This window comes from Catenibacillus scindens (assembly GCF_014202115.1).
Taxonomy (GTDB): domain Bacteria; phylum Bacillota; class Clostridia; order Lachnospirales; family Lachnospiraceae; genus Catenibacillus; species Catenibacillus scindens.
The window spans coordinates 356,733-369,151 of sequence record NZ_JACHFW010000002.1 but is presented as its reverse complement, the minus strand read 5'-3'; the positions used below and the strand labels follow the sequence as shown (position 1 = coordinate 369,151).

The 12,419-nt window shown below is 46.9% G+C and carries 11 protein-coding genes and 1 tRNA gene; 11 read left to right on the top strand and 1 reads right to left on the bottom strand.

Annotated elements, in window-relative coordinates:
- The first annotated feature begins 56 nt into the window (after positions 1-56).
- The 6 genes from HNP82_RS04645 to pap all read left to right on the top strand — a co-directional run bounded on the left by HNP82_RS04645 (position 57) and on the right by pap (position 7,254).
- Positions 57-902, top strand: coding sequence for a CPBP family intramembrane glutamic endopeptidase (locus HNP82_RS04645; RefSeq protein ID WP_243164650.1), 846 nt, complete (start codon positions 57-59; stop codon positions 900-902).
- A gap of 28 nt (positions 903-930) precedes the next feature.
- Positions 931-1,584 (top strand): Asp23/Gls24 family envelope stress response protein, encoded by a 654-nt coding sequence (locus HNP82_RS04640; protein WP_183771976.1) that lies wholly within the window; start codon positions 931-933, stop codon positions 1,582-1,584.
- A 450-nt stretch (positions 1,585-2,034) separates the two neighbouring features.
- The gene (gene recA, locus HNP82_RS04635) at positions 2,035-3,135 is read left to right on the top strand and encodes a recombinase RecA (protein WP_183771974.1); all 1,101 of its coding nucleotides are present in this window, start codon (positions 2,035-2,037) and stop codon (positions 3,133-3,135) included.
- A complete protein-coding gene (locus tag HNP82_RS04630; RefSeq protein ID WP_183771972.1) occupies positions 3,125-3,745 on the top strand; it encodes a regulatory protein RecX in 621 nt (206 codons plus the stop codon). Before recA ends, HNP82_RS04630 begins: the two co-directional genes overlap by 11 nt.
- A gap of 150 nt (positions 3,746-3,895) precedes the next feature.
- Positions 3,896-5,431 (top strand): ribonuclease Y, encoded by a 1,536-nt coding sequence (gene rny / locus HNP82_RS04625; RefSeq protein WP_456298368.1) that lies wholly within the window; start codon positions 3,896-3,898, stop codon positions 5,429-5,431.
- Positions 5,432-5,769: 338 nt separating this feature from the next.
- Positions 5,770-7,254: a polyphosphate:AMP phosphotransferase gene (pap, locus tag HNP82_RS04620; RefSeq protein ID WP_183771968.1), complete on the top strand. Its 1,485-nt coding sequence runs from the start codon at positions 5,770-5,772 to the stop codon at positions 7,252-7,254.
- Positions 7,255-7,581: 327 nt separating this feature from the next.
- Here the strand turns inward: pap and HNP82_RS04615 are convergent.
- Positions 7,582-7,653, bottom strand: a tRNA-Arg gene (locus HNP82_RS04615).
- Positions 7,654-8,076: 423 nt separating this feature from the next.
- Between HNP82_RS04615 and HNP82_RS04610 the strand changes: the two genes are divergently transcribed.
- The 5 genes from HNP82_RS04610 (at position 8,077) to HNP82_RS04590 (ending at position 12,375) form a co-directional block, all read left to right on the top strand.
- Entirely contained in the window at positions 8,077-8,910 is an 834-nt protein-coding gene (locus HNP82_RS04610; RefSeq protein WP_183771966.1) for a hypothetical protein, read from the top strand.
- 80 nt (positions 8,911-8,990) lie between these two features.
- A complete protein-coding gene (locus tag HNP82_RS04605) occupies positions 8,991-9,701 on the top strand; it encodes a tyrosine-protein phosphatase (protein WP_183771964.1) in 711 nt (236 codons plus the stop codon).
- A 33-nt stretch (positions 9,702-9,734) separates the two neighbouring features.
- Positions 9,735-10,460 carry a hypothetical protein gene (locus HNP82_RS04600; RefSeq protein WP_183771962.1) on the top strand — a complete coding sequence of 242 codons (726 nt, stop codon included), beginning with the start codon at positions 9,735-9,737 and terminating at the stop codon, positions 10,458-10,460.
- 13 nt (positions 10,461-10,473) lie between these two features.
- Positions 10,474-11,457: an ADP-ribosylglycohydrolase family protein gene (locus tag HNP82_RS04595; protein ID WP_207720551.1), complete on the top strand. Its 984-nt coding sequence runs from the start codon at positions 10,474-10,476 to the stop codon at positions 11,455-11,457.
- 207 nt (positions 11,458-11,664) lie between these two features.
- Positions 11,665-12,375 (top strand): pseudouridine synthase, encoded by a 711-nt coding sequence (locus HNP82_RS04590; protein WP_183771960.1) that lies wholly within the window; start codon positions 11,665-11,667, stop codon positions 12,373-12,375.
- Positions 12,376-12,419 lie beyond the last annotated feature (44 nt).

The window sequence follows — 12,419 nt, the reverse complement described above, 5'->3', positions numbered from 1 at the left end:
TAAAAAGAGATTTTTAATGAGTTGCGAAAATGTAAAGGAGTAAAATATTGAATTATATGAGTCCGGGAAGAAGATTATGGCGCCTGTTCTCACCGATTCTCTTATATTATGGGATTGTGATTTTGATATCCCTTATGGGATCATTTATTGTCACCTACCAGATGGCCGGAGAGATGGCGGCCATGACGATGGAGGAATTTACACAGGATCTTATGGTCCGATCTCTGGAGGCTACGGTTCCTATTTATTTTGCCAGTGGCCTAATTGCCCTCATTCCTCTGGCCTTAATGATGCGAAGCGACCGGCGCGGACATATGTATGTGGGTGACGTTCGTGGGAAGAACATAGGAGCGCTGGCCTACTGTCTCATTGCTGGTATACTCAGTTCCCTGGCCGTGAGCATTTTTGTTACGATTTCTCAGGCGGGACAGGTGTTTGACGGTTATGCGGAGGCGACAGGAGAGATATTATCTCAGTCGCTGATTATGCAGGTTCTTTCGGCAGGAATTGTGATGCCTGTTGTGGAGGAGATGATTTTTCGGGGGCTGATGTATAGCCGCATGAAAGATTTTATGACGCCAAGGGGGGCGCTGCTGTTGTCCAGCTTGATTTTTGGTGTTTACCATGGCAATGTGATCCAGGGGATTTACGGGGTTGTCATGGGACTTTTGCTTGTTTTTGTTTACGAGAAATATCAGACTTTAGCGGCCCCGGTGCTGTGCCATATAGGCGCCAACGCAGTTTCCATTGTTTTGCAGCTTCTTAATGTACAAATTGGTTCGGCTGTTTGGGCTGTTTTAGGGGCGGTGATCTGTCTGTTGCTGTTATATTTAATTCTGAGACAGATTCAGAAGCGGGTTCATGTGGATATGATCCAAAATCCCGATTACCGTCCGCTATAAAAATGAAAGTTTAAGGAGGAACACAGGTATGCCTTGGTGTCCTAAGTGTAAAACAGAATATATCAACGGTGTAGAGGAGTGCGCGGATTGTCATACGCCTCTGGTTTCTGAACTGGATGTAGATGAGTCTTTAGTCTGGGAGAGAGACGTGGAAGAGATAGAATTGTCAGAAGAAGAACTGGGGAAAAAACTCAGAGAACATACAGCAACCTATATGCGCACCGAGGAAAAGTATAAGGATACCCGTTCCAGCGGTCTTATGCTTGTTGTTCTGGGAGTGTTTGGCCTGGCGGCACTGGCCCTTGTATTTGTGGGAGTGATCCCATTATCTCTTGACCCGGTAATGCAGTATATTTTTTATGGCGTACTGCTTGTGCTTTTTATCGTTTTCCTTGTTATGGGTATCCAGTCTCTGAGCCGGTCAAAAATATATAAAGAAAATATATCCAAAGAGGAAGCTGAGGAAAAAGAGCTTCTGGAATGGCTGGCCAGCGCCCCATGCCGCAGCCGCCTGGACCTTTGCCACAGCAGTGAGGAGAGCCCGGAGGAAGCTTATTTTGCCTGCCAGGAGGCAATGAAAAAAATGCTTGAGGAACATACTCCACAGATAGCGCCGGAGCGGATGACTTACATTATAGAAAAGGCATATACACAGATGTATGAAGGCGACGATCCCGCATGAGCCCCTGCCAGGCGTGAGGCGTTAAACAACAGAGTATTGAAAAGGAATCCTGAAAAGCAGGATTCTTTTTGTTTGTGTGGAAGAAGTAAAGTCAGCCTTGCCGAGTTCTGGATACAAAAAACACATCGACAGAATCAGTTTTTTACAGTCGTATAAAAGAGCATTTTGCGGATTCGCTGACGATAAAGTATGAGAATGTCGGATTTTCCCGGAAAAAACCGGTTTACAGGATTTTCTGCCGACAGTATAATAATGATGTATTGACAAGCGGGAAAGAATCTATTAAAATAACTTTGAAAAGAACAAATGTTCGCGCTGCTGCCGGATATATTTTAGATGTCAAATTATATGATGCCAGGGTCAAAAGGTCATGCTTTTCATGCAAGCATGAAAATTTATGACCTTTTGTCGCCTGTCTCACAAAAAAATAAAGAAAAGGAAGATTGGATCATGGCAGAAAAGAATGAGAAGACTTTGGATAAAAGTGAAAAGATGAAGGCGCTGGACGCGGCGCTGGCTCAGATTGAGAAGCAGTACGGTAAAGGTTCCATAATGAAGCTGGGAGATAAGGGAACTTCCATGGATGTGGAGACTGTGCCCACAGGAGCTTTGAGCCTGGATCTGGCTTTGGGCCTTGGAGGTATCCCCAGGGGAAGAATTATAGAGATTTACGGTCCGGAATCTTCCGGTAAGACGACAGTTACTTTACATATGATCGCGGAAGTTCAGAAGAGGGGCGGTATCGCGGGATTTATTGACGCGGAACATGCCTTGGATCCGGCTTACGCCCGGAATATCGGCGTAGATATTGATAACCTTTATATTTCACAGCCGGATAATGGGGAACAGGCGCTGGAGATTACAGAGACCATGGTACGCTCCGGTGCTGTGGACATTGTTGTTGTGGACTCTGTGGCCGCTCTTGTTCCCAAAGCGGAGATCGACGGCGATATGGGCGACAGTCATGTAGGCCTTCAGGCCAGGCTGATGTCCCAGGCACTGAGAAAGCTGACAGCCGTCATCAGCAAGTCTAACTGTATCGTTGTCTTTATTAACCAGCTCCGTGAGAAAGTTGGTGTTATGTTCGGAAGCCCTGAGACGACCACCGGAGGCCGGGCATTGAAATTCTACGCTTCCATCCGCCTGGATATTCGCCGGATTGAATCACTTAAGATGGGCGGTGAGATCGTCGGCAACCGGGCCCGCATTAAGGTTGTTAAGAATAAGATCGCCCCGCCGTTTAAGGAGGCAGAATTTGATATTATGTTCGGAAAGGGTATCTCCAGAGAAGGGGATGTGCTGGATCTTGCTGCTAATGTAGGAATCGTTGTAAAGAGTGGCGCATGGTACTCCTATAAGGACGCAAAGATCGGCCAGGGTCGGGAGAATACCAAGCAGTATCTTGCCGAGCATCCTCAGATTCTTGACGAGGTTGAGAATAAAGTCCGCGAGCATTTTGGTCTGGCACCATCCACTCAGCCGTCAGCGGCAGAGCCTGAGGAGGGCGAGGATGGCACACTGTTTCCTCTGATGGACAGCGATGAGCAGTAATTTTATGATAGTCACCCGGATGGAGTCTGTGAACCGGACAAAGGTCCGGGTGACTGTTGACGACGAGGTGTCATGGGTGATGCCGGCATCACAGGCAGAGACACTGGAACTGTATGAGGGACGTGAACTTTCAGAGGAAGACTACGCCCGCCTTTATGAGACCTGTATTTTAAGGCCTGCCAAAGAGAAAGCCCTGTCTATGCTGGAGCGAAGAGACTATACATGGCGGGAGCTTTATGAGCGGCTGACGCTTCAGGGATTCCCCAAAGAGGCTGTTCATAAAGCTTTGGATTATGTACAATCTTACCATTATATTGATGATGAGCGGTATGCCCGAAATTATCTCTTATATCATTCAACTGGAAAAAGCCGTAAAATGGTTGCCCAGACACTGGCGGCGAAGGGGATTGATCCCCAGATTGTTGAGACTTGCCTGGAAGAATGGGAGGATAGTGATCTGGAAAATATCCGCCGCCTTTACACTGGAAAGTTCAGTGGAGAGACGGATCTGACGCCTGAAAAACGCCGGAAGATTCTTAATTATTTCCTTCGCAAAGGTTATCAATACGGAGATGTCCTCAGTGTTATCAAGGAATTTGACAGTATTTAATATATATTGACAGTCGTTTTTAGTTACTATGTCTAAAAATAATTGATATGCTACTTGACATAATATTAAAAAAAGTATAAAATTTATATGTTGTATATCTGTACAATGAAAACTAAATAAGGAGGTGCTCTTGTGCCGTTATATGTAGCGATACCAGTGATTATCGTTTTTGTGATTATTACTGCGCTGATTGCCTGGAATGTGGCAATTTCTTATAGAAAGAAAGTTGTTGAGAGCAAAATTGGCACCGCTGAGGAGAAGGCCCGTGAGATTATTGATGAGGCCATGAAGACAGCGGAGACAAAGAAGCGCGAAGGCCTGCTTGAAGTTAAAGAAGAAGCTCTGAAGAATAAAAATGAGCTGGAACGGGAGAGCAGAGAACGCAGAGCAGAATTGCAGAAGTACGAAAAGCGTGTCCTCGGAAAAGAAGAAGCATTGGATCGTAAGGCCGATTCCCTTGAAAAGAAGGAGAGCCAGTTAGCTTCAAGAGAAGACCGGCTGAACAAGATGCGTCAGGAAGTGGAAGCGCTTAACGAACAAAGGGTACAGGAATTAGAGAGAATCTCAGGTTTAACCTCCGAACAAGCAAAAGAATATCTTTTAAAAACTGTTGAAGACGAAGTAAAACATGAAACGGCTATGTTAGTCAAGGACCTTGAAAACAAGGCGAAAGAGGAAGCGTCAAAAAAGGCGAAAGAATACGTTGTCACAGCCATTCAAAAGTGTGCCGCTGACCATGTAGCGGAGACAACGATTTCTGTTGTGCCTCTTCCTAACGATGAGATGAAAGGCCGCATTATTGGCCGGGAGGGACGGAATATCCGCACTCTTGAGACGATGACAGGTGTTGACCTGATTATTGATGACACACCTGAGGCGGTTATTTTATCCAGCTTTGATCCGATCCGCAGGGAAGTGGCCCGGATCGCTCTGGAAAAACTCATTGTCGATGGGCGTATTCATCCGGCTCGCATTGAAGAGATGGTTGAAAAAGCTCAAAAAGAAGTTGAGACAATGATCCGGGAAGAAGGAGAGGCGGCGACACTGGAAGTCGGCATCCACGGTATTCATCCGGAGCTGGTAAGGCTCCTTGGAAAAATGAAATTCCGTACAAGCTATGGTCAGAACGCCCTGAAACATTCTATTGAGGTGGCTCATCTTTCCGGCCTTCTGGCCGCTGAGATTGGCGTTGATGTTCGCATGGCAAAGCGTGCCGGCCTGCTCCATGATATCGGCAAGTCCGTGGATCATGAGATGGAAGGGTCACACATTCAGATCGGTGTGGATCTGTGTCGTAAGTACAAAGAATCCCCCATCGTTATCAATGCGGTGGAATCACACCATGGAGATACGGAGCCAACGTCGCTGATCGCGTGTATCGTTCAGGCAGCGGATACTATTTCTGCCGCTCGTCCAGGTGCGCGCAGAGAAACTCTGGAAACATATACTAACAGATTAAAACAATTAGAAGATATTGCCAATAACTTTAAAGGCGTGGATAAATCTTTTGCTATACAGGCGGGGAGAGAGATTCGGATTATGGTTGTACCTGAACAAGTCAGCGATGACGATATGATCCTTCTGGCCCACGATATTTCAAAAAGTATTGAAGAAGAGATGGAATATCCGGGACAGGTTAAGGTGAATGTTATAAGAGAGTCGCGAGTTGTTGATTATGCAAAATAAAAGCTGACAATCATATAGCCCTGCATATCTGATAAGTGTTAAACTTTTCAGATATGCAGGGCTTTTCTTTTACTATAAGTTGTAATATAATGATAACAGTTCAGCCGTCGGATATGGAGGCAGACCAACTGTTAGTGCGTCTATATGATTGATGGGTAAAAAGAGAAGTATTTTGTGTTTCATTTTTTGTGAATCGGGGAAAAATTTAACAAAAAACAGGTAACTATTCAGCCACAATTGGGGATTTGGCCGCGTATACGGCGTAAAGCTGTGTTAGCTGCGAGAATACGAGATGCATGGACTGAATCGTTACAAAAATAGATGTAGGAGGAGTTATTATGTTAGAGCGAATTGATCTGACGAAAAATCTGGACAAAAAGGAGTCCAAGGAGCTTTTGGACAGGCTGGACAGCGAGCTTGCCAGTCTTCAGAGGGAGGCAAAAGCGTGCAATATCCCGGTGATGATCATTTTTGAGGGCTGGGGCGCCTCCGGCAAAGGGACGCTGATCAACCGGCTGATCCATCCTATGGATCCAAGAGGATTTAAGGTATTTACCATCCAAAAAGAAAATGAGGAGGAGGCCATGCGGCCTTTCCTGTGGCGCTTTTGGACAAAGACTCCGGCAAAGGGACGTATCCATGTTTTTGACCGGAGCTGGTATAACCGGGTACTGAAGGACCGGATTGATGGCCGTGTGAATAAAGAGCAGCTTATGAGCGCTTACAATGAAATCGTCTCTTTTGAGGAACAATTGTCTGTGGACGGGACGCTGATCATTAAATTTTTCCTTCATATTTCCAAAAAAGAGCAGAAAAAGCGTTTTGAAAAGCTGGAGGCGTCGGAGGAAACCCGCTGGCGGGTGACCGGTGAAGACTGGAAGCATAACAAACAATATGATGAATATGTGGGCGTCTATGAGGATATGCTTGAAAAGACAGATACAGCCTTTGCACCATGGACCATCGTGGAAGCTACTCACAAAGATTTCGCGGCGGCAAAGATTATTTCTACAGTAGTCAACGCCTTAAAAGCGAAGATTAAAAACGTTAAATCCCCTGACAGCGGGCAGGATGACTATGAGGCTTATGCCCCATCGCCGGAATTTACCACATCGGTGCTGGATGGCGTGGATCTTACAAAGAGTTTTACTAAAGATGAGTATAAGAAAAAGCTGAATCATCTCCAAAAGAGGCTGTCTGTACTCCACAGCGAGTTGTACCGCAGACGTGTGCCTGTTGTCCTCGCTTTTGAGGGCTGGGACGCCGGGGGAAAAGGTGGAGCTATAAAAAGGCTGACGGCGGAGCTGGACCCCAGGGGGTATGAAGTAATCCCCACCGCCTCACCCAATGATATTGAGAAGTCTCACCACTATTTATGGCGGTTCTGGAACAATATGCCAAAGGCCGGTCATATTGCTATCTTTGACCGTACCTGGTATGGCCGGGTGATGGTGGAGCGGATCGAAGGTTTCTGCACATCGGCAGAGTGGCACAGAGCCTACAAGGAGATCAACCAGATGGAAGAACACCTGTATAATGCCGGGGCCGTGGTTATTAAATTCTGGATGCACATTGATCAGGACGAGCAGGAGCGACGATTTAAGGAGCGCATGGAAAATCCGGAGAAACAGTGGAAGATTACTGACGAGGACTGGAGAAACAGGGAAAAATGGCCTCAGTATGAGGAGGCAGTGAATGAGATGATCATCCGTACATCCACTAGTTATGCCCCATGGGTCATTGTAGAGGGCAACTGTAAATATTATGCCAGAGTGAAGGTGCTGGAAACGGTTGTGGAGGCCCTTGAAGAACGGCTGAAATAAAGTCAATTACCCCGCAGCGAGCTGAGGGACATGGAAATAGTTAGTTTAGCGTAAGCCGCAAAAATTTGGTACTCTCCGCTGCGGTCGGTGCTAAACGTGTTCCATCGGCACACGTTTAGCACCGATAAATGGACGCGCGGGCGCGCACACGAACACTTGGTTCACTGCCCGCAGGAATAAAAAAATCTTGGGCGCAGTTTTCTCTATCTGGGGAGGAACGCCCCGGCCATACTTTCCGCTTCTTCCTGGAGTGATTTGGGGAGGAGCGGTTTTTGTATATGTGATCTGTGAAAAAGAAAAAAGCCGATTCCAGCGGAATCGGCGAAATGTACCTGAAGGGAATCGAACCCTCGCACCTGGCTCCGGAGGCCAGTGCTCTATCCACTGAGCTACAGGTACCTGAGTAGTATACATCATTTTTTTGAAAAATGCAATGCCTGATTTTAAAAAAATTGTCAGTAACTATTCAGCCATGCGGCTAGTTTAATAAAAATACGGCGCAAGTTTACTTGCAGAGGATTTTTTATTAAACCAGACATATGGCGTTTAGCCATAATCGAGGATTCAGCCGCGTAAGCGGCGGTAAAGCAGCGTTAGCTGCGGGAATCCGAGAGGCATGGCTGAATAGTTACAACAGTAACAGCCAGGCCGGTGTATGTACCGCGCAAACTGTGAAAAAATGATTCGGAGGATCAAAAATGGACTTTTTTTATGCAAAAGTGGTGTCGAAGTGGGGAAAATGAATGGATATTGCTTTTTAAGTGGTTTTTTGGTACAATATATGTGGTAAAAATTGCAATTATCAGCAAAGGAGAAACGTTTATGAAAACCACAGTGCCAAATTTTGCATCGGGGGAACATAAGAAGATCATAATGATGATTTTAGCTTTGATCGTTGTTGTTGCTGTCATTGCGGCTTTGATCGTAAATTTTTCAGGAAATGGTGATACAAATACAGACACCTCGGCCCAGAGCAGCCAGGAGACCGGCGGCACGGCCGAAAGCGGCCAGGATGATACAGTCCCCCAGTTGTCAGATGAGCAGGTTCAGACTCAGATTGAAGATCTTGTAGCCCGCTACCGCACCGCATTTGTTCAGGCGGATATTGAAACTTTAAAAACGCTCTATAACACGGACCAGATTCTCAACAGTGATGTGATTACAGCCACGGCCCAGATCATTACAGCCTATGAAAATACAGCCTGTTATATTAAGGAAGGCATGGATGAGTCATCCAAGGTGGTATTTATCTATGATGATCTAAAGATTGACGGCATAGAAACTTTAATCCCCAACATCAGTTATATATATGTGATGCAGAAAGATGACGGAAGCTATTACATTTACCCCGGAGAGTACAGTTCTTCAGCCGCAGACTATGTGTACAGTACCGAAATACAAAAGTACATTAACGAACGTATGTCGGATTCGGATATCCGGGAACTGTACACATCCACCAGCGAAAAACTGACTCAGGCCATGACCCAGGACTCTCAGGTAAAATCATTTGTGGAAAGCCTGACCGAGGGAGAGATGTCAGAGTCGGCCCAGAGCGGGACTGGAGAGAGTGTTTCCGGTGAAACCGGCCAGAGCGTCGATGAAAGCGCCGACGTTACCGGCACAGATGAGAGCAGTCAGAGCGCTGTGACAGAATAATAAGCCTGGCGTCCGCCTGGTTCACTGCCCGCGGAAATAAAGAAAGAAGAAGGAAGATGGCGGCATATAGGGACATTTGTATGACAGATATTCATTCACACCTGATTCCGGAAGTGGACGACGGTTCGTTTAGTCTGGAGATGTCTGAAATCATGATATTTATGGCCTATCAGCAGGGAGTACGGACATTCTTCACAACACCTCACAGTTCGGCGTTTTTGGCAGACCCTGAACGTGTAAGGAAGAATTACCAGAGCCTGAAGGAGCAGACTGAGAAACTGCCTCTTGGAATAAAGATATTTCCGGGATGCGAAGTCCGGTGTGATATCGCCCATATGGGCGAAACCATGGAACATTTAAAGTCGGGAAGGTTTCCGTCAATGAACGGTACGAGATATGTTCTGACAGAATTTAGCGTCAGGATTCAGCCTTCGGAAGCGCTGCAGATCATTTTTTTGATGAGGAAAGCCGGCTGGCGTCCGGTTATTGCCCATATGGAACGCTATCCTTTTCTTGATGATGGAAAAACAACGGAAAAAATGCTGGATATGGGATGTTTTCTGCAGATCAACGCCTACAGCCTGGAAAAAGATGACGAAGGCGATTTTAAAAGAGCAAGAAAGCTTCTTCTGGAGGAAAAAGTATCTTTTCTTGGGTCGGATACCCATCGTATGAATCACCGGCCGCCCAGCGTGGAGAAGGGACTGTGTTATCTATATGAGCATTGCTCCGGAGAATACGCGGATGCGGTTGCTTTTGAAAATGCGCGGAAGTATTTACTTACTTCATAAGGTGTAAAGAAGTATGGCGGAAGGGAGAGAAGGATGGCAGTTATTGAGAATCTGGAACAGTACAGGCAGCGCACATTGGGATTTATGAGGGACAGTCTGCCCCATGATGGAACATTTGAGACGAATCCGAGGCTGAAATATAAAGTGGACAGTCAGGGAAAATTTCTGCCTTTTTATGGCGATACTGTAATATATCATGTGGACAGCCATGTAAAAGCCCAGGTGAAGGCGCTGCAGGATATTTTATATAGTCAATGCAAGGATATGCTGGCAGAGCCTATCGACTGCTCTACGTTCCATGTGACGCTCCATGACCTGAACAATGGGGAGCGCAGTCCCTGGCTTGCGGAACAGATGGAGGGAAACCGCAGGGCTGTCGGGGAGCTTTGGACAAAGATTGGGAAGGGAAAAGGGCTTCCCATCAGAGTCCGGACGGTCAGCGTGTTTAATATGGTCAATACCAGTGTGGTTTTGGGCCTGGAACCGGCAGACGAGGAGTCCTGCCGCAGATTGATGGAGTTGTATGAACAGTTTCAGAAAGTTGTGTTTCTCGGTTATCCCCTGACGCTGCATATTACAGTGGCATATTTTAGGCCCGGCGTTTATTCCGACGGGCAGAGGCAGGCTCTTGCGCAGGCTTTTTCTGAGGCAAACCGCTGTATAGATATGGAGTTTTGCCTGACAGATGAGAACCTTGTCTATCAATGTTTTTCTGACATGAACCATTATGGCGAAGAACAGGAATATCAAAAGATATGAGGAGTGTATAAGTATGACGGACAAAATGTATCAGATACGCAGCGGGATTTATGGGGTATGCGTAGGAGATGCACTGGGGGTTCCTGTGGAATTTCGCGGAAGAGAACGTCTGAAATTAAATCCTGTGAACGGAATGATGGGCGGAGGAACCCATGGACAGCCGGAGGGAACCTGGTCAGATGACGGGAGCATGACCCTTTGCTTAGCGCAGAGTATGGGGGAAACGGGAGGTGTTCACACCCACGATATTATGAACCGGTTTCTGGAATGGTTTGAAAATGGAAAATATTCTCCATGGGGAGAGAGGTTTGACTGCGGACATACAGTGGCTCAGGCCCTGTTTCTATACAGAGAGGGCACGGTTCCTGTTCTGTGCGGAGGCAATAAGGCTTCGACAAACGGTAATGGATCTCTTATGCGGATACTTCCGATAGTATATTTTCTTTATCCGAGATACGGTATGGATCTGACACAATCTAAGAAAGCGATGGAACTGATCCATAAAGTGTCCGGACTGACACATCGCCATTGTATCGCTCAGTCTGCCTGTGGGATCTATGTGAATATCGCGGCAAGGCTGCTGGGAGGGATGGACTGCAAGACTGCCGTTTCGGATGGCGTGACAAAATCTCTCAGTTGGTACAGGAGTCACGAGGCCTTTGAGGAGGCGATTCCTGTTTGGGACGATATCCAGAATGTGGATACCCTGATGGAAAAACCGGTGAACGAGATACGAAGCGGCGGTTATGTGGCAGATACGCTGACAGCCTCTCTCTGGTGTCTTTTGAATACAGGCACATACCGGGAGTGTGTGCTGAAAGCGGTGAATCTGGGAGATGATACGGATACCACCGCCGCTGTGGCAGGCGGCCTGGCCGGCCTGACTTATGGATATGGGTCAATCCCTCAGGATTGGCTGGATGTGTTAAAGGGGAAGGCAGTCATTGAAGACGCATGTACCGCCCTGCTGCGGTGTGAACCGGAGGCGGATACATAAGGGTCAGCCCATCAGAACTTTCTGTGGTAAAATAAAGGCAGTTGTCGTATAATAGGGGCAACTGCTTTTTTGTGGTGCGCCTGGCGGCCCGGCTTTGGCGCCGAACAAAGCGAAGGGAAGACCTGCAGTGCCGGCCTGGGAAGAGGCGCGGGAGATTTTTTTGCGCAGGCAGGCATCAGAAGGTGCAGAATAGAAGGGAGCGCTGTTATGGAAGAAATCCAGAAGATGCGTTTGAATAAATATTTAAGCGCCCAGGGGATTTGTTCCCGGAGGGAGGCCGATGAATGGATTGCCGGGAAAAAGATTACTGTGGACGGCCATATTGCTTCTATGGGGGAGAAAGTGACCGGGCAGGAAAATATAGAGATTGACGGCCGGCCGATAAAAAATGAAGAAAAGGAACATATTTATATTGCTTTAAATAAACCCAGAGGTATTGTCTGTACGACGAAAAATGATAAAGATAATGTCATTGATTTTTTAGGACTTGACCGCCGGGTTTTTCCAGTGGGCCGCCTGGACAAAGATTCGGAAGGCCTTCTTCTTCTCACCAGTGACGGGGATATTGTCAACAGGATCATGAAGGCGGCAAACCGCCATGAGAAAGAGTATGTGGTGAAAGTCAACAGGCCTTTAGGCCGGGATTTCGTGAAGCGGATGTCCGGGGGGCTTTATCTGGAAGATTTGAATGTGACAACCCGTCCCTGCCGGGTGCATCCCCTGGGAAAAGATACCTTTAAGATTATACTGACCCAGGGGCTGAACCGTCAGATCCGCCGAATGTGCCAGTGTCTCGGCTACCGGGTAGTCACCCTGAAACGGATACGCATTATGAATATCAGTCTGGGAGAACTTCCCACAGGCCAGTGGCGCTATTTGGAAAAACGGGAGCTGGAAATATTAAAAAGCCGGCTCTGAACCGGTTAATCCTCCTTTTAGAGGAAAACTGTGTGTAGAGAAAG

Excerpts from the sequence above, each read along its gene's own strand:
- HNP82_RS04645 (WP_243164650.1), top strand. The coding sequence starts at position 57 with ATGAGTCCGGGAAGAAGATTATGGCGCCTGTTCTCACCGATTCTCTTA.
- HNP82_RS04640 (WP_183771976.1), top strand. The coding sequence starts at position 931 with ATGCCTTGGTGTCCTAAGTGTAAAACAGAATATATCAACGGTGTAGAG.
- recA (WP_183771974.1), top strand. The coding sequence starts at position 2,035 with ATGGCAGAAAAGAATGAGAAGACTTTGGATAAAAGTGAAAAGATGAAG.
- HNP82_RS04630 (WP_183771972.1), top strand. The coding sequence starts at position 3,125 with ATGAGCAGTAATTTTATGATAGTCACCCGGATGGAGTCTGTGAACCGG.
- pap (WP_183771968.1), top strand. The coding sequence starts at position 5,770 with ATGTTAGAGCGAATTGATCTGACGAAAAATCTGGACAAAAAGGAGTCC.
- HNP82_RS04610 (WP_183771966.1), top strand. The coding sequence starts at position 8,077 with ATGAAAACCACAGTGCCAAATTTTGCATCGGGGGAACATAAGAAGATC.
- HNP82_RS04605 (WP_183771964.1), top strand. The coding sequence starts at position 8,991 with ATGACAGATATTCATTCACACCTGATTCCGGAAGTGGACGACGGTTCG.
- HNP82_RS04600 (WP_183771962.1), top strand. The coding sequence starts at position 9,735 with ATGGCAGTTATTGAGAATCTGGAACAGTACAGGCAGCGCACATTGGGA.
- HNP82_RS04595 (WP_207720551.1), top strand. The coding sequence starts at position 10,474 with ATGACGGACAAAATGTATCAGATACGCAGCGGGATTTATGGGGTATGC.
- HNP82_RS04590 (WP_183771960.1), top strand. The coding sequence starts at position 11,665 with ATGGAAGAAATCCAGAAGATGCGTTTGAATAAATATTTAAGCGCCCAG.